The 22,780-nt window shown below is 68.5% G+C and carries 23 protein-coding genes; 10 read left to right on the top strand and 13 right to left on the bottom strand.

Annotation, left to right across the window (positions count from 1 at the left end):
- Positions 1-4: 4 nt before the first annotated feature.
- The 6 genes from ACIOSY_RS02785 to ACIOSY_RS02760 form a co-directional block, all read right to left on the bottom strand.
- Entirely contained in the window at positions 5-1,036 is a 1,032-nt protein-coding gene (locus ACIOSY_RS02785; RefSeq protein WP_400848633.1) for an aldo/keto reductase, read from the bottom strand.
- Positions 1,033-2,181 carry a mandelate racemase/muconate lactonizing enzyme family protein gene (locus ACIOSY_RS02780; protein WP_400848630.1) on the bottom strand — a complete coding sequence of 383 codons (1,149 nt, stop codon included), beginning with the start codon at positions 2,179-2,181 and terminating at the stop codon, positions 1,033-1,035. Before ACIOSY_RS02780 ends, ACIOSY_RS02785 begins: the two co-directional genes overlap by 4 nt.
- Positions 2,181-3,065: a carbohydrate ABC transporter permease gene (locus ACIOSY_RS02775; RefSeq protein WP_400848627.1), complete on the bottom strand. Its 885-nt coding sequence runs from the start codon at positions 3,063-3,065 to the stop codon at positions 2,181-2,183. The genes ACIOSY_RS02780 and ACIOSY_RS02775 overlap by 1 nt, the downstream gene beginning before the upstream one ends.
- Positions 3,058-4,020: a carbohydrate ABC transporter permease gene (locus ACIOSY_RS02770; RefSeq protein WP_400848624.1), complete on the bottom strand. Its 963-nt coding sequence runs from the start codon at positions 4,018-4,020 to the stop codon at positions 3,058-3,060. The genes ACIOSY_RS02775 and ACIOSY_RS02770 overlap by 8 nt, the downstream gene beginning before the upstream one ends.
- Positions 4,021-4,033: 13 nt before the next feature.
- Entirely contained in the window at positions 4,034-5,290 is a 1,257-nt protein-coding gene (locus ACIOSY_RS02765) for an ABC transporter substrate-binding protein (protein WP_400848621.1), read from the bottom strand.
- A gap of 70 nt (positions 5,291-5,360) precedes the next feature.
- Positions 5,361-6,704, bottom strand: coding sequence for an alpha-L-fucosidase (locus ACIOSY_RS02760; protein ID WP_400848619.1), 1,344 nt, complete (start codon positions 6,702-6,704; stop codon positions 5,361-5,363).
- Positions 6,705-6,789: 85 nt separating this feature from the next.
- Between ACIOSY_RS02760 and ACIOSY_RS02755 the strand changes: the two genes are divergently transcribed.
- The 3 genes from ACIOSY_RS02755 (at position 6,790) to ACIOSY_RS02745 (ending at position 10,032) form a co-directional block, all read left to right on the top strand.
- A complete protein-coding gene (locus ACIOSY_RS02755; protein WP_400848616.1) occupies positions 6,790-8,118 on the top strand; it encodes an alpha-L-fucosidase in 1,329 nt (442 codons plus the stop codon).
- Between the two features lie 11 nt (positions 8,119-8,129).
- Positions 8,130-8,456, top strand: coding sequence for an L-rhamnose mutarotase (locus ACIOSY_RS02750; protein ID WP_400848613.1), 327 nt, complete (start codon positions 8,130-8,132; stop codon positions 8,454-8,456).
- A 76-nt stretch (positions 8,457-8,532) separates the two neighbouring features.
- A complete protein-coding gene (locus tag ACIOSY_RS02745) occupies positions 8,533-10,032 on the top strand; it encodes a hypothetical protein (protein ID WP_400848610.1) in 1,500 nt (499 codons plus the stop codon).
- 105 nt (positions 10,033-10,137) lie between these two features.
- On the opposite strand, the gene ACIOSY_RS02740 is transcribed toward ACIOSY_RS02745, so the two are convergent.
- The gene (locus tag ACIOSY_RS02740; RefSeq protein ID WP_400848607.1) at positions 10,138-11,202 is read right to left on the bottom strand and encodes a LacI family DNA-binding transcriptional regulator; all 1,065 of its coding nucleotides are present in this window, start codon (positions 11,200-11,202) and stop codon (positions 10,138-10,140) included.
- Between the two features lie 60 nt (positions 11,203-11,262).
- On the opposite strand from ACIOSY_RS02740, the gene ACIOSY_RS02735 reads away from it, so the two are divergent.
- The 4 genes from ACIOSY_RS02735 to ACIOSY_RS02720 all read left to right on the top strand — a co-directional run bounded on the left by ACIOSY_RS02735 (position 11,263) and on the right by ACIOSY_RS02720 (position 14,333).
- Complete coding sequence (locus ACIOSY_RS02735) at positions 11,263-12,495, top strand: MFS transporter (RefSeq protein ID WP_400848604.1); 1,233 nt, start codon at positions 11,263-11,265, stop codon at positions 12,493-12,495.
- A 7-nt stretch (positions 12,496-12,502) separates the two neighbouring features.
- Positions 12,503-12,847, top strand: a complete 345-nt coding sequence (locus ACIOSY_RS02730) for a hypothetical protein (protein ID WP_400848601.1) — start codon at positions 12,503-12,505, stop codon at positions 12,845-12,847.
- Between the two features lie 55 nt (positions 12,848-12,902).
- Positions 12,903-13,598 (top strand): endonuclease NucS, encoded by a 696-nt coding sequence (nucS, locus tag ACIOSY_RS02725; protein WP_400848598.1) that lies wholly within the window; start codon positions 12,903-12,905, stop codon positions 13,596-13,598.
- 69 nt (positions 13,599-13,667) lie between these two features.
- Positions 13,668-14,333 carry an HAD hydrolase-like protein gene (locus ACIOSY_RS02720; protein ID WP_400848595.1) on the top strand — a complete coding sequence of 222 codons (666 nt, stop codon included), beginning with the start codon at positions 13,668-13,670 and terminating at the stop codon, positions 14,331-14,333.
- Between the two features lie 114 nt (positions 14,334-14,447).
- Here ACIOSY_RS02720 and ACIOSY_RS02715 read toward each other — a convergent pair whose 3' ends face one another.
- Positions 14,448-14,654, bottom strand: a complete 207-nt coding sequence (locus ACIOSY_RS02715) for a cold-shock protein (RefSeq protein WP_042540947.1) — start codon at positions 14,652-14,654, stop codon at positions 14,448-14,450.
- Positions 14,655-15,350: 696 nt separating this feature from the next.
- Here ACIOSY_RS02715 and ACIOSY_RS02710 point away from each other — a divergent pair.
- Positions 15,351-16,169 carry a shikimate 5-dehydrogenase gene (locus ACIOSY_RS02710; RefSeq protein ID WP_400848592.1) on the top strand — a complete coding sequence of 273 codons (819 nt, stop codon included), beginning with the start codon at positions 15,351-15,353 and terminating at the stop codon, positions 16,167-16,169.
- Between the two features lie 76 nt (positions 16,170-16,245).
- On the opposite strand, the gene ACIOSY_RS02705 is transcribed toward ACIOSY_RS02710, so the two are convergent.
- Positions 16,246-17,436, bottom strand: a complete 1,191-nt coding sequence (locus tag ACIOSY_RS02705) for an MFS transporter (RefSeq protein WP_400848589.1) — start codon at positions 17,434-17,436, stop codon at positions 16,246-16,248.
- A 115-nt stretch (positions 17,437-17,551) separates the two neighbouring features.
- On the opposite strand from ACIOSY_RS02705, the gene ACIOSY_RS02700 reads away from it, so the two are divergent.
- Entirely contained in the window at positions 17,552-18,001 is a 450-nt protein-coding gene (locus tag ACIOSY_RS02700) for a MarR family winged helix-turn-helix transcriptional regulator (protein ID WP_400848586.1), read from the top strand.
- Between the two features lie 216 nt (positions 18,002-18,217).
- Here the strand turns inward: ACIOSY_RS02700 and ACIOSY_RS02695 are convergent, their stop codons facing one another.
- Positions 18,218-19,162 carry a dihydrodipicolinate synthase family protein gene (locus ACIOSY_RS02695; RefSeq protein ID WP_400848583.1) on the bottom strand — a complete coding sequence of 315 codons (945 nt, stop codon included), beginning with the start codon at positions 19,160-19,162 and terminating at the stop codon, positions 18,218-18,220.
- 88 nt (positions 19,163-19,250) lie between these two features.
- Here ACIOSY_RS02695 and ACIOSY_RS02690 point away from each other — a divergent pair, with 88 nt between their 5' ends.
- The gene (locus ACIOSY_RS02690) at positions 19,251-20,435 is read left to right on the top strand and encodes a zinc-dependent alcohol dehydrogenase (protein WP_400848580.1); all 1,185 of its coding nucleotides are present in this window, start codon (positions 19,251-19,253) and stop codon (positions 20,433-20,435) included.
- 111 nt (positions 20,436-20,546) lie between these two features.
- Here the strand turns inward: ACIOSY_RS02690 and ACIOSY_RS02685 are convergent, their stop codons facing one another.
- The 3 genes from ACIOSY_RS02685 to ACIOSY_RS02675 all read right to left on the bottom strand — a co-directional run bounded on the left by ACIOSY_RS02685 (position 20,547) and on the right by ACIOSY_RS02675 (position 22,534).
- A complete protein-coding gene (locus ACIOSY_RS02685) occupies positions 20,547-20,822 on the bottom strand; it encodes a hypothetical protein (protein WP_400848577.1) in 276 nt (91 codons plus the stop codon).
- Entirely contained in the window at positions 20,819-21,040 is a 222-nt protein-coding gene (locus tag ACIOSY_RS02680) for a hypothetical protein (protein ID WP_400848574.1), read from the bottom strand. Before ACIOSY_RS02680 ends, ACIOSY_RS02685 begins: the two co-directional genes overlap by 4 nt.
- Before the next feature lie 99 nt (positions 21,041-21,139).
- On the bottom strand, positions 21,140-22,534 hold the full coding sequence (locus ACIOSY_RS02675; RefSeq protein ID WP_400848571.1) for a sigma-70 family RNA polymerase sigma factor: 1,395 nt from the start codon (positions 22,532-22,534) through the stop codon (positions 21,140-21,142).
- Between the last annotated feature and the right edge of the window lie 246 nt (positions 22,535-22,780).

The following is a 22,780-nucleotide window of genomic DNA, read 5'->3' as shown; positions in this document are numbered from 1 at the left end:
AGTCTCATCGTACGGGTTGCCCTTCGCGTGCTGGAGCGTGCCGCGCGGGAACGGCTGAACGGCTGATCAGCCCGTGTTCCCGCAGTTCGACCCACACCTCATCGGCGACCGTGCGATCGGTGAGCGCGCTGTTGCGAGCGACCTGCGCCGCGCTGGCTCCCCCCCTCACGACGGCTGCCACGGCGGGGTGGGTAAGCGGATACTGCACGGCGAGTTCGGGGAGCGTGCTGCCATGGCGGTGGGCGATCTCGCGGATCGCCTGCGCCCGATCGATGACCGCCCGGTCGGCGGGCCCGTAGTCGAACGTGTCTCCCCGGCGCGGAGCATCCGTCGCGAGGATCCCCGAGTTGAAGACCGCGGCGGCGATCACCGACACGTCGCGTGCGAGGGCGGCGGGCAGCAGATCGTCGGCGGCCGACTGGTCGAGCAGCGTCCACCGGCCGGCGACCATCATGACGTCGGCGTCGGTCTCGGTGACGAACCGGGTGAGCATCGCGCTCTGGTTCATCCCGGCGCCGAACGAGCGGATCACGCCCTGGTCGCGCAGCTCGCTCAGTGCGGGGAACGCGCCGTCGAGGGCCTCGCGCTCGTACTCGTCGGGGTCGTGCACGAGAACCAGGTCGATCCGGTCGAGGCCGAGCCGGTTCAGCGAGTCCTCGATGGAGCGCAGCACACCGTCGCGCGAGTAGTCGCGCACGCGCCGATGATCAGCGGGCACGGCGAACAGGTTGTCGATGTCGGTGCGGCCCGCGGCATCCTGTGGCACGAGCAGTCGCCCGACCTTGGTCGAGACGATGTACTCGTCACGCGGCAGCGCCCGCAGGCTCTCGCCCAGACGCCGCTCGGCGAGGCCGAGACCGTAGTGCGGGGCGACGTCGAAGTAGCGGATGCCCCCGCCCCACGCCGCGGGAACCACCTCGGGCCACTCGTCGTCGGCGAGCGCCCGGTAGAGGTTGCCGAGCGAGGCCGCGCCGTAGCCGACGGGCGGTGCGGTCAGTCCGCCGCGCCCGATCCGCACGGGGTCGTTCGCGGTCATTCGACGATCAGCCGATCGAGCGCGTCGTCGTTCCAGGCGATCCCGAGTCCGGGCGCGATCGGCGCCCATCCGCGCCCGCCCTCGATGCGCAGCTCGCCCGTGGTCACGGCGCGCAGCTGCGGGATGTGCTCGAGGTACAGCGCGTTCGGCACGGCGCAGACGAGCGACACGTGCAGCTCCATCAGGAAGTGCGGGGCGACCGGGGCGTTGAACGACTCGGCCAGGTGCGCGATCTTGAGCCACGGCGTGATGCCGCCGACGCGCGCCACATCGGGCTGCACGATCGACGCCCCGCCGCGCTGCAGGTGCTCGCGGAAGTGCCCGAGCGAGTACATGCTCTCGCCCACCGCGATCGGCACCGACGTCGACCGGGCGAGCAACCGGTGCCCCTCGATGTCTTCCGCGGGCAACGGCTCCTCGAACCAGAACACGTCGACCTGCTCGAACAGCCGCGCGCGACGCACGGCCTCCGAGACGGTGAAGGACTGGTTCGCGTCGACCATGATGTCCATGCCGGGCCCGACGGCTTCGCGCACGGCGCGCAGACGATCGAGGTCTTGGTGACCCCGCGGCATCCCGACCTTGATCTTGACCCCGCCCATGCCGCGATCCTTCGCCGCGACCGCATGGGCGACCAGTTCGTCGGCGCTGAAGTGCAGCCATCCGCCTTCGGTGTCGTACATCGGGACCGAGGCGGATGCGCCACCCGCCGCCACCCACAGCGGCAGGCCCGCCCGTCGGGTCTTCGCATCCCAGACGGCCGTGTCGACGGCGGCGAGCGCGAGCGCGGTGATCGGGCCGACGGTCGTCGCGCGGGTGATGCCGAACAGCGCACGCCAGACCGACTCGGGGCGCTCGGCTTCGAGACCGATCAGCGCCGGCAGCAGCGTTTCGCGCAACAGGCTGAGCACGGCACCCCCGCCGGTGCCGATCGTGTAGCTGTAGCCCACACCCTCGGTGCCGTCGGCCGTGCGCAGCCGCACGAAGATCGTCTCCTGCTTGACGAACGTCTGCAGCGCGTCGGTGCGTTCGGTCTCGACGGGCAGGTCGACGAGTTGCGCCTCGGCGTGCACGATGCGGCTGCCGGCGGTGACGTCGGCGGTCGCCTCGAGGATGCCCGAGCTGGTGTTCTGCGATGCGTTCATCATCGTCCTCCGAGTCCGCCCAGGGTGACGCCCTTGATGAGCTGCCGTTGCAGCAGCAGCACGAGGATCAACGAGGGGATGACGGCGAGCGTCGACGCCGCCATGAGCAGAGACCACTGCGTACCGAACTGGCCGGTGAACATCCCGAGCCCGAGCGGCACGGTGGCCATTTCTTGTGTGTTGATGATGATCAGCGGCCACAGGTACGAGTTCCAGTAGCCGATGAACGAGAAGACGGCGAGCACGCTGAGCGGGGCGGTGAGCTGCGGCAGCAGCACCGACCAGAGGGTGCGCAGTCGTGAAGCGCCGTCGATGAGCGCGGCCTCTTCGTACTCGATGGGGATGGTGAGGAAGAACTGCCGCATGAGGAAGGTGCCGAAGGCGGTGAAGGCGAACGGGATGATGAGCGCGCCGTAGCTGTCGTTCCACCCCCAGCTGTTGATCATGATGAACAGCGGCACGACCAGCACCTCTTGCGGGAGCACGAGCGTGAGCACGAACAGCAGGAAGAGCTTGTCGCGGAACTTGAAGCGCAGCCTCGAGAAGGCGTAGGCCGACAGAACGGCGACGACGACCGAGAGCGCGGCACCGGCGATCGCCACGAAGAGGCCGTTGAGGATGAAGCGCCCGAAGGGCACGACCGTCCACGCCTCGACGAAGTTCGCCCAGCGGATCTCGGATCCGAAGATCTGCGGCGTCGCCGTGAACACCTCGTTCTCGGGCTTGAGCGCCGTGAGGAACATCCAGATGAACGGGAACGCGAAGATCAGCGCGACGAAGGCGATGGCGGCGGTGTTCAGCCACTCCTTGACGGATGCCCGGCGCCGGTGCCGACGACGCGGAAGGATCAGCAGCGCGGTCGCTGAAAGATTGCGGTCACTCATAGTTCACCCACCTGCGCTGGCCGACGAACTGCAGGGCCGTGATCAGCATGACCACGAGGAACAGGATCCACGCGAGGGCGGATGCATAGCCGAGCCGGTCGAAGACGAATCCGTTGCGGTACAGGTAGAGCACGAAGGTGTTGGTGCTCTCACCCGGCCCGCCCTGTGTGAGGAACAACGGTTGGACGAAGACCTGGAAGGCCCCGATCATCGTCATGGTCGAGCAGAAGAACAGCGACGGCGAGAGCAGCGGCAGGATGATGTACCGCAGTCGCTGCCAGGCCGACGTGCCGTCGATGCGCGATGCCTCGAGCAGCTCCTTCGGGATCGCGCTGAGCCCAGCCGACAGCACGATGACGTTGTAGCCGAACGACTGCCAGACCGACATCGCGATCACCGAGGGCAGCGCCCACGCCGAGTCGGAGAGCCAGTTGGGCCCGTCGATGCCGACGGTCGCGAGCATCGAGTTCACGAGTCCGTCCTGCGAGAGCAGCAGGCGCCAGACGAGCGCGTTGGCGACCATCGGGGTGATGACCGGCAGGAAGAAGATGACGCGCCAGGCTCCGGCCGCCTTCATCTTCGTGTTCAGCCACAGCGAGATCACGAGCGCGACCAGCAGGTTCAGCGCCGTGTAGACGATGGCGAAGATGAGCGTGTTGCCCAGCACCGTGTAGAACGTCGGGTCGCGGAACAGCTTGACGTAGTTCTCGATGCCGATGAACTCGGGGGTGCCGAACAGCTTCCAGTCGAAGAGGCTGATGAACGCCGACCCGAACAGCGGCGTGAGGATGAAGAGGACGAAGCCGATCATCCCCGGCGCGAGGAACGCCACCGCCACCCACGCCTGGCCTCGTCCCCGCGGCAAGCGCGGAGCCCGCGGGGCGGGGGCGCCGATCGGCACCCCCGCCACGCCGGGCATCGCAGAGGAGGCCGTGGCCTCGCTCCGTTCGCTCATGATCGCCATCCGCTCAGCCCGCGACCGAGTTCTGGATCGTTTCCATGATCTCCTCGGCCGTCAGCTCACCTCGGTAGCCCTGCACGCCGTACTGCGTCATGAGGGTCTCGACCTGGTTCCAGGTCGGGGTGGTGCGCTGCGGGGTCGCGTTCGAGAGCAGGGCCTCGACGACCTCGGATGCCCCTTCGGTCTTACCCTCGGCCCAGGCCGGGAGCGCTTCGATGCGCGCGGGCACGATGCCGCGCGCCTCGGCCTGCTTCTCCTGCACGGAGAGCGAGGTGAGGGCGGTGATCGCGGCGAACGCCTCGTCGGGTCGCTCGCAGTTCGCGGCGATGCCGAAGCCGGAGCCGGCCGTCATGGCGGATGCCTCGCCACTGGTCGACGGGACGATGGTGACGCCGAGGGTGAAGTCGGCGGTCTCGGCGAAGCTGCCGTACATCCACGGCCCCTCGATGAGCATCGGGGTCGCGCCGCTCGTAAACGCCTGCTGCGACACCTCCGAGCCGTCGGCGGCCTCCGGGGCCTTCGCGACCTCTTCGACCGCGACCAGATCGAAGAAGCTCTGGATCTGCTCGACGAACTCGGGGTTCGTCAGCTCCAGCTCGCCGTCTTCGGTGACGGCGGGAACGCCATCGGCCAGCGACCAGGCGTTCGGGATGAAGATGCCGGGCGCGAGGGCGAGGCCCTTCTTGTCACCGTCGGTCAGCGCCTTGGCATCGGAGATGAACTGGTCGCGCGTGTACTCGGCACCGGGCAGCTCGAGGCCGGCGGCCTGGAAAGCCTCGACGTTGTAGAAGAGCACGATCGGCTCGGCGTCGTAGGGGATGGCGCGGATCGTGCCGTCGACGGTCATACCGCTGAGCATCGACGAGTCGATGTTGTCGACATCGAAGCCGCTCTTCTCGATCAGGTCGTCGAGCGGCATGAGCAGATCGCCCAGTTCCTGGGCGCGGGCGGCCTGGGTGGTGAGCAGGCAGGGCGGGTTGGCGCCCGAGAGGCGCGTCTTCACCTTGGTCCAGTAGTCCGAGAAGCTCGGGCCCTCGACGGTGATGTCGAGGTCGGGGTCTTCGGCCTGCGCACCTTCGATGAAATCGGCCCACTGCTGCTGATCGCCCTCGCTCGCGGCCCACGTGTAGAGCACGAGTGAGCCGCCGGCGTCGTCGCCGCCTCCCGCCGAGCCGCCGGCGCAACCGGCGAGGGTGAGGGCCGTGACACCGGCGACGCCGGTGAGGACGAGGCGCTTCACGCGCCGGTTAGAGACTGCATTCATACTGACTGCCTCCTTCATTGGATGCTGCAACTGATGCGATGGGTGGGTAGTACTGCGTGTACTGCTCGGGTTACTCGGAGAAGTCGATGGCGATCACGTCGATGAGCGCGCCGCTGGGGGCGGGGGCGACGATGCGCAGCTCGCCGGAGTCGTCACCGGCGGTGGATGCCTCGTGCACCTCGAAGCTGGCATCGTGCTGCAGCTCGAGCCCATCGGCGAGACGGTGCACACGGGTGATGCGGCGCACCGGCAGGCCGCGCACGATGATCTCGTCGACCGGGAGTGCGGTCAGGTGCAGGTAGAGGCGTCCGTCGCGCGCGGTCGTCGGACCGTGGAAGTCGATGCCCTGGGTGGGCTCGACGCCGATCACGGCTTCGGCATGAGCATCCATCCAGTCGGCGAATTCCTGCAGACGCTCGTTCTCGATCTCGGGAAGCGTGCCGGTCGGGCCCGGCCCGACGTTGAGCAGCAGGTTGCCGCCGCGGGCGACGACGTCGATGAGCGTGACGAGCAGCGAGCGCGCCGACTTCTCGTTGTCGGGGCCTTTGCGCCAGGCCCAGTGGTCGCCGATCGTGAGGCACAGCTCCCACGGACCGGTCGGCACCGTGAGGGGGAAGCCCTGCTCGGGCGTGCGATAGTCACCCTGGCCCGGGAGGCGGTCGTTGATCACCACGTTCGGCTGCAGCTCTTTGATGAGGCGTCGCAGCCCCGGCGAGGTCCACTCGACCGCCGAACGCTCCCAGTCGCCGTCGAACCAGAGCAGGTCGATCGTGCCGTAGTTCGTGAGCAGTTCGGTGAGCTGCGCGCGCACGTACTCGAGGTAGCGCGACCACTCTTCGGGGCTCGACCGGCGGTGACGGTCGGTGGCGTCGGGGGTGTCGGCGAACTCGGCGAGCCCGGCGGCCGGCCAGTGCTCGAGCTTGTAGGGCAGGTCGTCGTCGCGGAACGCCGGATAGTCGGGGTGGTTCCAGTCGGGGAGGCTGTAGTAGATGCCGACCTTGAGACCCTCTGCGCGTACGGCGTCGACGAACTCCCGGGTGATGTCGCGGCCGAAGGGACCGTGCTCGACGCCGAAGTCGGATTGCTGGGAGAAGTACATGTTGTATCCGGCATGGTGGCGCGCGGTGAAGACGACGTAGGTGGCTCCGGCTGCCTTCACCCGGCGGGCGAGGTCTGCGGCATCCCACTCGGTCGGGTTGAACGTCGGGGCGGTGGCCTGGTACTGCGCGACGGTCACGGCGTCGTCGACGGCGTCGACCCCCGGAATGATCGAGCGCCCGACCAGCGGCCAGGAGATCTCGATCCCCTGCTGCGATGCCTGGTCCCAGTGCACGAAGATGCCGAAGCCTGCGCCACTGAACCACTCACCGCCAGGAATGCGATCGGTGGTGCGGCGGAACCCTGCGTCTGTCATTGAAGCTCTCCCTTGAGATCAAGATTTCCTATAGGATACGTGATAGACGATGACCTTCACAAGGGTGTGATGAAAGGGGCCGACGATGGCCATGTTCCAGACCGACGCCGTTCGACCGGCGGCGTACCGCGCCTTCGAACGGCCACTGCCCGAATGGTTCCGCGGAGCCGCGCTCGGCATCTTCGTGCACTGGGGGCCCTACTCGGTGCCCGCCTGGGCCGAGCCCACCGGCGAGCTCGGGGCCGTGCCGCGCGACGAGTGGTACGCCCACAATCCCTACGCCGAGTGGTACGCCAACACGATCCGCATCGAAGGATCGCCCGCGCAGCAGCACCAGCGCGACGCCCACGGCGGCGCTCCCTACGATGACTTCCTCGACGACTGGAAGGCTGAACAGTTCGACGCCGACGAGGTGCTCGCCCTGGTCGCCGCCACTGGAGCCGGATACTTCATCCCCACGACCAAGCACCACGACGGCGTCACCCTGTGGGACGCCCCCGGCACCGACGGGCGAAACACCGTGGCCCGCGGTCCGCAGCAGGATCTCGTCGCCGCCTTCGCCAATGCGACCCGCGCGGCAGGCCTGCACTTCGGCGTCTACTACTCCGGCGGCCTCGACTGGCACTTCTCCGACCTGCCGCCCATCGAGCACGACGGAGACCCCGCCCCCGACGACCTCGCCTACGCCGAGTACGCGCACGACCACCTGATCGACCTCATCGATCGGTACCGCCCCGACATTCTCTGGGGCGACATCCGCTGGCCGCAGGCCGGGATCGAACCCGGGCCGAAGAGTGTCGCGCACGCCTTCCACACCTTCTACGAGGCCGTGCCCGACGGCGTCGTCAACGACCGCTGGGGCGAATCGCACTGGAATTTCCGCACCAGCGAGTACGTGCACGGCACCGCCGTCGAGGTCGGCGAGGCCTGGGAGAACTGCCGGGGAATCGGGCTCTCGTTCGGCCACAACCGCAACGAGGGGCCCGAGCACCTGCTCTCGGCCGATGAGGCCGTGCGCCTGCTCGTCGACGTCGTGTCGCGCGGCGGCAACCTGCTGCTCAACATCGGACTCGAAGCATCCGGTCGCGTGCCCGACGCCCAGCGGCAGACCCTCGAGGGCCTGGGGTCGTGGAACGAGCGGTACGGCCACGCGGTCTTCGGCGCGCGCCCCGAACCTCGTCTGCAGCCGTCGGATGAACCGTGGCTGCGCTGGACCCGCACCGACGACGCCGTGCACGCCGTGCTCGATCAGCGCGGAAGCGTCCGTCTGCCCGACCCCGATGGGCTGCTCGACGAGACGACGGCCCGCATCGGCGACCGGCCGGTCGCCGCGTCGCGCACGCACGGTGCGATCCTGGTCGATGTGGCGGATGCCGCGGCCCCCGTCGCGATCTCGTTCCGCCCGCGCGACTGAGAGGCCTCCCCATGCGCATCGCCCTGCACTCCGAGATCCGCGACGGCGCGGTCGACGACTACCGCGCGCACCACGCGCGGATTCCGGATGCCCTCGCCGCGACGTTCGCGCGCATCGGCATCCACGACTGGACGATCTGGCGCTCCGGGCACCGGCTCCTCCACCTCGTCGACTGCGACGACTGGGATGCCGCGGTCGCCGCTCTCGACGAGGACCCGGCGAACGCGGAGTGGCAGCACGATATCGGCCGCTTCGTCGAGCTCTTCCGCGGCCCGGACGGCGGCGAGGGGTTCACCCCGATCGAAGAGGTGTGGGACCTGCGGGCTCAGGTCGGCTAGTTCTGCGGGGTGGGCCGCTGGGTCGCTGAGCCCGTCGAAGCGTCCCCCGCAAGACCCGACATGGCAGAGTAGGCCCGTGCGGCGAACGTGGGTGCGAGAGCTCGTGGGGTGGATGCTCGCCGCCGCCGTCGCGGTGATCGTCGCAGCATCCGTCGCTTCGTCGGCACGTGCCGATCTGCTCTTCCGCGATGGCGATTCGCTGATTGTGGCGATGGTCTCCCGCTCGCTGCTCGCCGGCGGCCCACTCGACTGGGCGATGTCGAGCGTGCTGTTCCTGCCCGAGACTGCGGTCTTCACCGCACTCGATGCGATTCTGCCGCTCGACGTGAACGGACTGCTCGCCGTGAGCGCCGTCGTGAACCTGCTCGCCCTCTACGGGGCGATCCGCCTGGTCGCCGGGCGCTCCCGCGCCGCACGCTCTCCTGTCGCCTGGTCAGTTGTCGCACTCGCCGTGTTCGGCGCCCTCGCGATGACCGAGACCTCGACCTCGCGCGATGCGCTCGAACTCGCCTCGCTCTCCCTCACCACGACCTATTACTCGGCGACCGTGATCGGGGTGGTGCTGACGATCGGAATCGTGCGACGGATGCTCGACCGCGAGGCGCGCAGCATCACACTGCCGATCGTGCTCGGCGTGGTCGCGGCGGTCTCGACCCTCACCAACCCCCTGTTCGCCGCATGGGCGACCGTGCCGCTCGTCATTCTGTTGGCCATCGGGGCGGTGCGTTCCGCTCGGCGCGGTCGGCTGTTGACGTCAGTAGTGGCGCTCGTCGTGGGCACGGCCATCGGCTTCCTCCTGCGTATTCCGTTTGCGGCATGGATCGCGAACACGGGTGCCGGGTACGCCCAACCCGAACTCTGGATGCAGTCGATCGCGAACTACGGCGGCCTTCTCGGCGACCGGCTCTCGACGCCCCTGGGAGCCCTCGCTGCCGTCGCGATCGTCGCACTCCTCACTCTCGCGGTGTGGCGAACGGTGCGCGCGCACGACCCCGGTTCACGCCTCGTCGCCGCGGCCGCGTGGAGCATCCCGCTGATGGTCGTGATCGGCGCCGTCGTGCTGGGCACGCACGCCGCGCGGTATCTGCAACCTGCTGCCTTCGCGCCCGTGCTGGCGCTCGTCGCTCTTCCTCGCACCGTGTCGATCCCCGCCCGGCTGCGTCGGCAGGCGTCGGTCGTGGGCGCCGTTCTGCTCCTGATCGTCGGGGGTCTCAGCATCCCCCGCCTGGCCTCCGCGTCGCAGGAGCCCGATGCCGATCTCACCTGCGTGACTGACTGGGTCGACGCATCCGATCGCACCGGTGCCGGCCAGTTCTGGACCATGCGGCTGCCCAAACTCCACCTCGACGACCCCGCACGACTCGTGCAGGTCGACCACCAGCTCAACGGCTACGCGTGGTTGGTCAATCGCACCGACTTCGCGGCGGGCGACGTGTCTTTCCTGCTCGAAGACAGCCAGACCGTCGAGTGGGACCTGCCGATCCAGGCGATCCCCGACGAGATCGTCGACTGCGGCCGCTATCGGATCCTCGACTTCGGCGAGACGGAACTGCCGCTGGGTCCGCAGCGCAGCTGAGCGCAGGTGGGCGGGATGCTTCGACAAGCTCAGCAACCCAGTTCTTCGGGTCACGAACGGAAGCTGGGTCCCTGAGCCTGTCGAAGGGCCCGCCCGAAGAAACCCTCAGCGCGCGGGCGGCCCGGTGGTGGTGCCAGGGCGGAAGACGCAGGTGAGGTTCTGCGTCTCACCGGACTCACCGCCGAGCATGCGGGCGATCTGTTCTCCGGCCGCGCGGCCCTTCTCGACGGCGGGCTGCACGGTCGTCGTGAGCGATTGGCCGCTGAGGCCGTCGATCGCGATGCCGTCGAACCCGGCGACCGAGACGTCTTCGGGCACGCGCAGGCCCAGCTCCTCCGCGGCACGGATCACGCCGACGGCGAGCAGGTCGCTCTGCGCGAGGATCGCGGTGGGGCGCGTCGCGGCGTCGGCGAGAAGCATCCGTCCGACCACCATTCCCTCGTCGATCAAGCTGCCGGCCGCCGAGATCGCGGGCGCATCGGGAAAGACCCGCCGCATGCCCTCGAGCCGGTCGATCGTGACGCCGACGGTGGCGGCGGCGAGTCGTTCGGGAGTCACCGGTCCCCGCTCGCGATCGCGACCGAGAGTGAGGGTGATGAGCGCGACGTCGCGGTGGCCGAGGTCGTAGACGTGCTGGGCGACGGCCGCCGAGGCGGCGGCGTTGTCGAGGGCGATGCGCGGGATGGTCGCATCCCCCGGGTCTCCCTCGATCACGACGACGGGCAGGCCACGACCGCGCACGACCTCGACCGATTCACGCGTGCGGCCCGACCAACCGATCAGTACGTAGGCATCGACGGGAGCGCTGGCGAGTGCGGGCCCATCTTCGCCGACCTCGTCGCGCATGAGCAGGATGCCGGCACTGAGCTCGGCGAGCCCGTCGGCGAGGCCGTCCATCATCGCGGTGGTCACCGGGTCGAGGAACGCGTTGCGCAGGTGCCCCTCGAAGACGACGGCGACGATTCCGCTGCGTCCGCGTCTCAGCGAGGCCGCGCGCGGGTCGGGTCCGGCGTAGCCGAGGTCGGCGGCGGCGGCGAGCACGCGCTCGCGGGTGGCGTCGGCGACCTTCGCCTTTCCGCTGAAGACGACGGATGCTGTCGACGTGGCGACTCCGGCCTCACGGGCGACGTCGGCGATGGTCGCGCGCCTGGTCGGCTCCTGACTGCTCATGCTTCGACAATAGCTCCCCCGGCTTTCCGAGCGTCGAATCGTTTCGATAGGATGACGCCCATGGAAGCCGCCCTCACTCGCTCGCAGTTCGTCCGTTGGCGCGCGGCGATCTTCGCGATCTTCATGGCCAGCGGCCTGTCGATCGCCACCTGGGCGTCGCGCGTGCCCAGCATCAAGGCCGATCTGCGGCTCGACAACGCCCAGGTCGGGCTCATCCTGCTGGGCATGGGCATCGCGTCGATCATCGGCATCTCGATCAGTCCCGCCGTGATGGCCCGCACCGGCGCACGCCGCGGAATGCTGATGATGATGCTCATGTTCTCGGTCGGCATCGCGCTCGTCGGCGTCGGCGCGACCGTCTTCGCGTCGGTTCCCGTCGTGCTCGCGGGGATGGTGCTGTTCGGCTTCGGGAACGGATGCCTCGACGTCATGATGAACGTCGAAGCCACCGCGATCGAGCAGCAGATGGGCAAGACCGTGCTGCCGGTGTTCCACGCGTTCTTCAGCTTCGGCACGGTGATCGGCGCGGGCATCGGAGCCCTCGCCGCCTGGCTCAGCCTCACCGTCGCCGTGCACGCCGGCATCATGGGCGTGCTGCTCGCCGTGGTCGCCGTCGTCTGCTTCTTCCAGGCGCCGTCGCGCGAGGCCGCGCTCGACCCGCAGCCCGCCGAGAAGCCGGCCTGGCGCGAGCGCCTGCACACCTCGCTCGAGGCCTGGCGCGAACCCCGCACGTACCTTCTCGGCGTCGTCATGCTCGGCATGGCCTTCGCCGAGGGCGGAGCCAACGACTGGATCGCACTCGGCACCGAGCAGGGCCACGGCTTCACGACCGGCACCGGCGCCATCGCCCTCGCCGTGTTCTCGGTCGGAATGACGGTGGTGCGGCTGTTCGGCGGCCCCCTCGTCGACCGTTTCGGTCGCGTGGCGGTGCTGCGCGTGCTCGCTGTATCGGCCGCCGGCGGAGTGCTCCTCTTCATCCTCGCGCCGACCTTCCCGCTGGTGCTCGTCGGCGCGGCTCTCTGGGGCATCGGCGCCTCGCTCGGATTCCCGATCGGCATGTCGGCCGCGGCCGACGACCCGGCCAAGGCCGCCGCCCGCGTCAGCGCCGCAGCGACGATCGGCTACGTCGCGTTCCTCGGCGGTCCTCCGGTGCTGGGGTTCATCAGCGAGCACATCGGTCTGCTCAACACGCTGTTCATCCTGGTCGTGCTGATCGTGGCATCCGGCCTGTTCTCCGGGGCGGCACGCCCCCTCCGCGACGACGAAAAGATCGCTGCCGACACTCGGGCATGATGTTCGGATGAGCTACACACTCGCGTTCTGGGCCGGCGGCGACGACCTCGACCCGGATGAGACGTACCTGGCGTTCGCCGATGACCTCATCGCCGGGGTCGGAGTGATCGATGCGGCCGAGGTGGATCGAGCTCTCGACGGGCTCGTGGGATGGACGCGTGATGCGAACTTCCTCCACCCGCCAGGCAGTGGCCACGACGGCCCTGCTTTCGACGTCAGCATCGGCATCCAGCTCGCCCAGTTCACCGCCTACGGCATCCAGGACGGCAACCATCTCAACGCGGTCATCGACGCGATGCATCCGCTCGGGTTCCGCCTCTACGACCCGCAGACCCGCGAGCGCTTCGCCTGAGCGGAGCGCACCCGCACTGACCGCAGACACCTCCGCGACGAAGTAGGCTCGACGGGTGCGTCTCGTCATCGCCCGCTGCTCGGTCGACTACACCGGTCGGCTCAATGCCCATCTTCCGCTTGCCACGCGTCTGCTCGTGCACAAGGGAGACGGGAGTCTGCTCGTGCACTCCGACGGCGGCAGCTACAAGCCGTTGAACTGGATGAGCCCGCCGTGCACGCTCACCTCCGAAGAACCCGGCGAAGAAGAGGCGACCGCCGGTGTCGTCGAAGTGTGGCGCGTCACCCACAAGAAGACCGGCGATGCGCTGCGCGTGCAGATCTACGAGGTCATCCACGACACCTCGCACGAGCTGGGCATCGACCCCGGCCTGCAGAAAGACGGTGTCGAGGCCGACCTGCAGCGTCTGCTCGCCGAGCAGGTCGAGCGCATCTCCGAGGGCGCGACCCTCGTGCGTCGCGAGTACCCGACGGCGATCGGCCCGGTCGATCTGCTGGTGCGTGATGCCGACGGCGCCGCCATCGCGGTCGAGATCAAGCGCCGCGGCGACATCGACGGCGTCGAGCAGCTGACCCGCTACCTCGAACTGCTGGGCCGTGACCCGCACCTCTCCCCCGTGCAGGGCGTCTTCGCCGCGCAGGAGATCAAGCCGCAGGCCCGTGTGCTCGCCGAAGACCGCGGCATCCGTTGCCTCGTGCTCGACTACGACGACATGAAGGGCATCGAGTCGGGCATCCCCCGCCTGTTCTGAACACCGCATCCGCTGCACGGATGTTCACCGTTTTCCGCCCGGCTGCACCCTGCCCATAGGCTGGCAGGCATGGCCTCTTCCCCGTATTCGTGCGTGCTCTGGGATGTCGACGGCACGATCGTCGATGCATCCATCGGCATCCTCCGTCGCCTCGACATCGCCCTCACCCACTTCGGGCACCCGGCGCCGACGCGCGACCAGCTGGTGCACTGGATCGGGCCGCCCATGTTCCAGTCGTTCCAGGACCAGGCCGGCATGACGCCGGAGCAGTCCGCCGAGGCCGTCGCCTTCTACCGCACGCTCGGCAAGGCCGACGGGTACACGACCGACGTCAGGACCTACCCCGGCGTGACGGAACTCATCAACGACGTGCACGCCGCGGGCATCCCGCAGGCGACGGCCAGCTCGAAGCCCGAGAACCAGGTCGACGCCCTGATCGATCACTTCGCGCTGCGGCCGGCGTTCCTCACGACCGTGGGCGCCACCCCCGACGAGTCGACCCTCGCATCGAAGACCGACATCGTGGCCGAGGCCCTGCGCCGGCTGACCGATCTGGGCGCCGACGTTTCGCGCCCCGTACTGATCGGCGACCGCCACCACGACGTCGAGGGCGGCAACGCCAACGGCGTGCCGGTGATCTTCGTCGAGTGGGGCTTCAGCGATTCTCACGAGGGTGACGAGGCGGCGTTCCGCGCGGCATCCGTCGACGAGCTCCGCGCCCTGCTGCTCACCTGACGATCTCCCGGCCCAGGCATCCGACGAGAGGCGCCTGACCCCCGAAAGCACAGAACTCCCCACCGGATGCCGCGAAGAGCGACGTTCCGGTGAGGAGTTCTGACGTACGCCGCCTCAGAGGGGGCGGATGTTCTCAGCCTGCAGGCCCTTGGGGCCCTGCGCGACGTCGAACTCGACTCGCTGGTTCTCTTCGAGAGAGCGGTAGCCGGATGATTCGATTGCGGAGTAGTGCGCGAAGACGTCAGCGCCTCCGTCGTCGGGGGAGATGAAGCCGAAGCCCTTCTCGGAGTTGAACCACTTAACAGTGCCCTGGGTGCTCATGTACTGCCTGTTCTGCTGGAAAATAAGCCGACGCAGGTATGCCCCGACATCGCTAACGCTAGTGGAGGAGGCGCTGAGGGCAATAGTGGCAATCAGAAGGTAACCCAAATGTTGCATGAGCGACTTCGGGGGCCGACGCGCCAGATGCGGGAGCGCTTCGGAGAAAGCATCCGACATCTGGCGCGTCATCAGACAGCGGCAGAACCGCTGGGACGGACCCTCGCTCTGAAAATGGTGTGGCCCTCACCGCGGGGGGAGCGATGAGGGCCGAAGACGACCGGAGGGTGCGTCAGGTTCCACCATATCCTTTTTTCGCCTGCGTGTCCCCCATTTGGGGGACAAATCAGAAAAAAGGTGAGAAGATGGGCGATAGCGGCCGCCTCGAGTAGCCCATTGGGGACTGAACTACTCGAGACGGCCCAATCGCATGCACGGATCGTCTTGCCTCTGGGGAAGGCCATCCGTCTTCTGGGGAAAGACGGAGACGATCGATCCCCATGTGCATGCATCTTCACCATAGGGGAGTAAACCCGATCTCGCCACGGATAAATCCGGAGGTCGGAGGGGTGAAGTGGGGAAAAATGATCCGAAAGGATCGCAGGTTTCGGGTGGAGATGGGGCGGACAGCGCGGAGACACCTCCGTCGCCCCCTCTCCCCCGAATCCGCGAACCCCCGCTCCTGAGTAGCCTGGTCGAGTGACCATGCTGAACAAGGACATGACGCTGTGCATCTCGCTCTCGGCTCGACCGAGCAACAACGGCACGCGCTTCCACAATTTCCTCTACGAGGCTCTCGAGCTCAACTGGATCTACAAGGCCTTCGCGCCGACCGATCTGGCACAGGCGATCACCGGCGTGCGGGGACTCGGGATCCGCGGATGCGCGATCTCGATGCCGTATAAGGAAGACGTCATCGCCCTCGTCGATCACATGGACCCCTCGGCCACCGCCATCGAGTCGGTCAACACGATCGTGAACGACGACGGCGTACTCACCGCCTATAACACCGACTACTCGGCGATCGCGCAGCTCATCGAAGAGAACGGACTCGACGCCGGGGCATCCGTGCTGTTGAAGGGCTCGGGCGGCATGGCCAAGGCGACGGCCGCAGCGTTCCGCGATGCCGGCTTCTCGAACGTCACGATCGTCGCGCGCAACGAGCAGGCCGGTCGCAGACTCGCAGACCTCTACGGTTTCGCCTGGGCGGCGGACGCCGGTGACGCCACCGCAGACATCATCGTGAACATCACCCCGATCGGCATGGCGGGCGGAGCCGACGAGCACGCACTGGCGTTCTCGGAGGATGCCGTGGCCGCAGCATCCGTCGTCTTCGATGTCGTGGCGCTGCCCGCCGAGACCCCCCTCGTGCGCGCGGGCCGCGCCGCGGGGAAGACCGTGATCAGCGGGGCCGAGGTCGCGACCCGACAGGCTCTGGAGCAGTTCGTGCTCTACACGGGCATCCGTCCGTCTGCTGATCAGGTGCGCGCCGCCGAGGAGTTCATGCGCGCGCAGTAGCCGTGCTGGGACGCTTCGACAGGCTCAGCGCCCCAGTCACTGGGTCCCTGAGCCTGTCGAAGGCCCACCCCTCGCGTCAGGCCGAGACCGTTTCGCGCGGCGCGGCCGGCGTGACGACGGGGCGGCGGGCGGCCGAGACCGCCGCGAAGACCATGATCACGAGAGCGGATGCCGTGATCGCGGAGCCGATCCAGATGGGCGAGGTGTAGCCGAGGCCCGCCGCGATGCCCACGCCACCGGCCCAGGCGCCGAGCGCGTTGCCGACGTTGAAGGCGCCGATGTTCGCGCCCGAGGCGAGGGTGGGAGCCCCGCCGGCGTACTGCATGATGCGGCTCTGCAGCGCGGGCACGGTGCCGAACCCGAAGCCGCCCATGAGTACGAGGATCACCATCGTGGCCGGCTGCGACCACGCGAGCAGCGCGAATGCACCGAGCACGACGACGAGCGCGGCGATGAAGATCAGGAGGGTGCGGTCGATCGAGCGGTCGGCCAGGCGTCCGCCGATCGCGTTTCCGGCCACCAGACCAACACCGAAGAGCACGAGCAGCCACGGCACGGCCGCGGTGTCGAAGCCGGAGACCGCAGTGAGCGTGTACGCGACGTAGGTGAACGCACCGAACATGCCGCCGAAGGCGAGCACCGTGACGACGAGCGACAGCCACACCTGGCCGGAGCGGAACGCTGCAAGCTCGTGCCGCAGGCTCACGACGGCACCGTCGGCGCGGGGCGCCTTGACGACGGCGGCGATGCCGATCAGGGCGACGACGCCGATGACGGTGATCACCCAGAACGTCGCACGCCAGCCGAACTGCTGGCCGATGAAGGTGCCGAAGGGCACACCGAGCACGTTCGCCGCGGTGAGGCCGGTGAACATGATCGAGATCGCGCCCGCCTTCTTGTCGGGGGCGACGAGCTCGGAGGCGACGACCGATCCGATGCCGAAGAACGCACCGTGGCAGAGGGCGGCGACGATGCGCCCGATCATGGCGCCGGTGTAGTCGGGGGCCATGGCGGTGAGCGCGTTGCCGGCGATGAACAGCACGAGCAGCCCGATCAGCACGGCCTTGCGCGGCAGGCGCACCGTGGCGGCGGTGACGACGAGTGCACCCACTGCGACACTCAACGCATAGCCCGAGATGAGCCATCCTGCGGTGGCCTCGCTCACTGCGAAGTCCGTGGCGACTTCGGGCAGCAGGCCCATGATCACGAACTCGGTGAGTCCGATCCCGAAGGCGCCGATGGCGAGTGCGATGAGTCCGAGTGGCATGGTGGTGCTCCGTAGTCCTCTGCTAAAGTGATTGCAGACGCGGGATATTGCGTCCGGAACATAATGATTGCACGCGCAACTATTTTGCGCAAGCAACGACTTTTCGGAGGTCACCATGGGCATCTCAGACGACGCCGTCGAGGTCAGGGCACGCGGCTGGCGCACGCTCGCCGCACTCCACGGGATCATCGAGACCGAGCTCGAACGTGCACTCGGAGCATCCGCCGGCCTCTCCGTCGTCGAATACACCGTGCTCGACGCGCTCAGCAGACAGGACGGCTGGCACATGCGGATGCAGCAGCTCGCGCGAGCCACCGCGCTGAGCCCCAGCGCCACCACCCGGCTCGTCACCCGCCTCGAAGATCGCGGCCTGCTCACGCGCATCTTGTGCGCCGACGATCGCCGCGGCATCTACACCGAGCTCACCGCCGCCGGCCGCGCCCTCTACGACCAGGCGCATCCGATTCACGACGAGACGCTCGAGCGCACGCTCGGCGAGGCCGAGCAACAGCCCGAGCTCGCGCCCGTCGTGCACGCCCTGCAGGAGAGCGCCGCCCTGGTGTGACGCCCGCGGCGCTGGCGGAGTAGCCACCGGACCCAACTCAGGAAGACCGGAGCCGTCGGGGCCAGAACGGGCCGAATCTGACCGAAATCACCCGTTCTTCCTGAGTTGAGACCGGCATTCCTGGTTCACAACTCCTCAGAAACGCGCGCGCCGGCCCACAGGAACCCCGGTTTCCGCCCCGAGGGCAACGATCTGAGGAGTTATGAACCGCGCGGCTCAGTCACCGAGCCCCAGCTCGCTCACCACGGCGGCGACGCGCGCGCGGTCGGCGCCGGTGAGTCCGAGCAACGGGCGCGGCAGCGACGGCGCCGCGACCAGACCGAGTTCTTCGGCGATCGCTGCGGTCACACGGGCGCTTCCGTGCGCGGCGAAGAGGTCCCACAGCGGCTGCAGGCGTGCCGATTCCGTCAGAGCCGCGTCGTCTCCGGCGAGCGCCGGGCGCGCGATCGCGAGCATCGCGTGGGGGATCGTCCCTCCCACTGCGGTGAACCACGCGTCGCACCCGCCGAGCAGTCCGGCCGCTGCGGCGCCATCACCGGAGATGCCGATGCTCACCCGATCGGGCACCACCGCGCGGATCGCCCCTACACGGGCGCGAGATGCGGCGACGTCTCCGACCGGAGGGATCTTGATCGCACCCACCGCTGGAAGCTCGGCGATGCGCGCATACAGGTCGAGCGAGAACGTGAAGCGGGTCGTGCCGGGGTTGTCGTAGACAACGAGCGGCCCGGAGAGCCCCGCGGAGACGTCTTCGTACAGCCCGAAGACATCGTCGTCGGTGAGGGGCTGGTAGCTGACCGGCGCGAGGAGCACCGCCGATGCGCCCACCTCCTGCGCGTCAGCGGCGAGGGCCTGCACCTGCGACGTGCGCGTCGCACCGATGCCGACGATCACCGGGATCCCGGCCGCCTGCTGCACCGTCGCTGCCGCGACCGCGCGACGCTCCTCGCGATCGAGATACGCGTACGAGCCGGTGGAGCCGAGCGGCCCGATCGAGTCGACGCCGGCGTCGACGAGACGCCCGACCAGCTGCCGGTACGCAGCGAGGTCGACGCGGTCATCACGAAAAGGCGTGAGCGGAAAGGCACTGAGACCGGTGAACACGAACGACTCCTGACGGCGGGATGAGGTCTTGCCTTCAGCGTAGTTCGGGCGAAGCATCCGCCCCCTGCCCTGTCAACCGGGTATGCCGCCACGCGCGAACGGCGCAACGTGGCCTGCGACACCACGGTCGAAGCGGAGGATCACGATGAAGGCACTCACCTGGCAGGGCACACGCAACGTGACGGTCGAGGAGGTTCCCGATCCCGTCATCCAGGAACCGACGGATGCCATCATCCAGGTCACCTCGTCGGCGATCTGCGGATCCGACCTGCACCTCTACGAACTCCTGGGGCCGTTCATCGATCGCGGCGACATCCTCGGTCACGAGCCCATGGGCATCGTCGTCGAGGTGGGAGCGGGAGTCACGAAGCTGAAGGCGGGCGACCGCGTCGTCATCCCCTTCAACATCTCGTGCGGAGAGTGCTTCATGTGCAGGCGCGGACTCCAGTCCCAGTGCGAGACGACGCAGGTGCGCGAATATGGCAGCGGGGCCTCGCTCTTCGGCTACACGAAGCTGTACGGGCAGGTTCCGGGCGGGCAGGCCGAGTTCCTGCGCGTGCCGCTCGCTGACTACAACCACATCGCGATCGGGAGCGACCACCCCGACGAGCGCTACCTCTTCCTCAGCGACATCCTGCCGACGGCATGGCAGGGCGTCGAATACGCGCAGGTGCCCGAGGGCGGCACCCTCGCCGTGATGGGCCTCGGCCCGGTCGGCCAGCTCGTCGCCCGGGTGGGTCGCCACCGCGGCTACCGCGTGCTCGCCGTCGACCCCGTTCCCGAGCGGCGCGCGATGGCCGAGCGTCACGACATCGAGACCTTCGACCTCACCGACACCATCGTCGACGAACTCCGCGACCGCACTGACGGTCGCGGAGCGGATTCGGTGGTGGATGCCGTGGGCCTCGAAGCGCACGGCAACGCCGGCGTCGCGTTCATGCAGAAGGCGGTGGGTCTGCTCCCCGACGCCGCCGCACGCCAGGTGCTCGACAAGGCGGGCATCGACCGGTTGGCCGCGGTCTACGCATCGATCGACGTGGTGCGCCGCGGCGGAACGGTCTCACTCAGTGGCGTCTATGCCGGCGATGCCGACCTCATGCCGATGAAGACACTGTTCGACAAGCAGATCAGCCTGCGCATGGGGCAGTGCAACGTGAAGCGGTGGATCGACGACCTGATGCCGCTGGTCGAAGACGCGGGCGACCCGCTGGGCGTGATGGATCTGACGACCCACCACGCTCCGCTCGCCGACGCCCCCGACCTCTATCGCACGTTCCAGCGCAAGGAAGACGGCTGCATCAAGGTCGTGCTGCACCCGTCGACGCTGTGAGCGGGGTCCCCGGGCAGACCCTTCGACAGGCTCAGGGGCCCATCTCGCGACAGGCTCAGGGGCCCACAGCTGGGTCGCTGAGCCTGTCGAAGCGTCCCCGACGATGAGGGGTCAGCCGGGGCGGCGGTTGCCGACACCCGGCTCGTCATTGTGCTGCGAGTAGTACGAGTCGGCTTCGGTGGTTGCTGCGTCGTCGGTTGCGTCATCGACGCCCACCGCCGCAGCGGCACCCGAATCGGCACCGCCACCGCCAGCAGGCACCTGCTCTGCACCTCCACCGTGTCGCTGCCGCTCTTCGAGTAGTTCCGCGATGCGCGCCTGCGCGTCGGCGTCGGCGGGGTTCTGCACGTTCGACGGAGTCGATCCGTCGTTGACGGGGCTATTCATCGCGCGTCGTCGTCGACCTCGTCGGGCGAATCGGCGATGCCCAGATCGGGATCGGTGTTGATGCCTCCGCCGATCGCGTCCTGGCCCTCGATTCGCGCTTCGGCCGACACATCATCGTCGGGAAGGGTCGAATCGTCGCCCTCGACCAGCTCCTCCTCGGGAAGAATGGCGGGTTCCTGCGAACCGATGGAGTTGATGAGTCCTTCGGGATTCGACATGTTGAGTCCTCTCGTCGTCGGTCGTGAGGCTTCCAGAGTGCCCGTGCCTCGACCCGAAGGGATGCCCGTTGACAGGTCACGGTCGAGGGCGTAGCCGCCTCAGTCGATCGACGCGCGCACGGTCTGCACGTCGTCGGAGATCTGCCCCCAGGCGGTGCCGGTGACGGTCTGCTCGCCGACGGTCGCCGACACCGTGAGCCGGTAATCGCCGGTCTGTTCGGCACGCGAGTCGATCAGTTCGATCACCCCGTGCGGCGGGCCGTCGATCGCGCAGTCGAGCTCGACATCCGTCGTCTGGCACTCCCAGCTCTCGGGCGTCGACGCGACCGTCACGCCGGCGGGGAGCAGCAGCGTCACCGTCGACGTGTCACCCCGCCCGGTGAGAGAGATGTCGAGCGACGCGCGCCCGGGCTCGAGCACCTGAGAGGTGACGACCAGGTCGGAGTCGCCCGCCACGCCGCCCTCGACCTCGGGCTCCGCGAGCAGCGGCGGGAGCACCGCGAACGCCAGGATCGCGAGGCCCGACGCGATCGCCACGAAGGGCAGCGCCGACCAGACGAGCGTGCCCAGCGACCATCCGGCACCCCCGCGCCCGGCGCCCTTGCCGCGCACCGCGCCTGCCGGGCGCGGTGGCGTGCCGGTTTGGCCGCGCGGTTCGGACGACGGATGCTCCGCCGCCTGCGCACTCGTGGGCGTGAACACGACGCCGCCGACCAGCAGGCAGGTGACGACGCCCAGCAGGGAGGCGGTGGATGCGAACCTTCCCCAGACCCGGCGGCAGCGCCGGCAGCCGCGGATGTGGTCCATTCCGGGAGCGTCGCCGGTCTCGTCGACATCTGCGGCGATGACCGGGGGCAGACGGGTCGCCGCGTGCCGGCACTCCTCGGGCGGAGCATCCTCTTCGAGCATGACGCGCAGCATCGCCCGTCGGAGTCCGCGGCGAGCGCGCAGGCTCAGCGCATAGATCGACGAGGCGGAACGATCGAGTTCGTCTTCGAGATCGGCGGGCTTGCGCCCGTCGATGATCGTGGCCCGCAGCACATGCTGCTGGTCGGCGGGAAGAAGAAGCAGCGCCTGACGCACCCGCGAGTATTCACGACCCAGGTCGACGTGGCGGGTGTCCTGCATCACGGTGGGCAGGTGATCTTCGGCGTCGACGAGCGGAAGCACGCGTGATCGAGGCGAACGGAACTCGTCGATCATGCGGTTGCGCATGGAACGGATGACGTACGCGCTCGCCTTCTCCTTCGGTCCGGTGCCGGACTTCCACAGGGTGAGCAGATTGACCAGGGCGTCGGACAGCAGATCATCGGGCTCGACCGCGCCGGCCGCCAGACGCCGCGCCGTGGTTGCGAGCAGCCGCTGGTTGCGTGCGAGGAACGCACCGGCCGCCGACCTGTCCCCCTCGTTCGCGGCGGCGCTGAGCCGGTCGTCCTCCTGATACTCGCGCAGGAGCGCAGGGTCGTCCCCGCGCCGCCTCCCCAGTCCCGCCATCCGATGACCTCCCCAATCATCTTCATTCTCGACCCACACGTCTGCGGAATCGAGTCTGCGGCACCAGAATCTCGGCGCCGCCGCGTCATGCCTCCCCCGTGTCGTCTCGACGTCGAGACGCGAACGCTTCCCTCCCCTCGGTCGACGATGCACGCTCGACCTCGGTCGACCCGGGCAGCCGACACGTTGGTACAACGAATGAGGCGCGCAGATCTGACGGTGCGGATGCCTCGTCTGCGGCGAGAC

The organism is Microbacterium sp. NPDC087665 (genome assembly GCF_044743285.1).
In the GTDB taxonomy this organism is placed as follows: domain Bacteria; phylum Actinomycetota; class Actinomycetes; order Actinomycetales; family Microbacteriaceae; genus Microbacterium.
The sequence above is the reverse complement of the archived record's forward strand: the minus strand, read 5'-3'. Positions and strand labels throughout refer to the sequence as shown.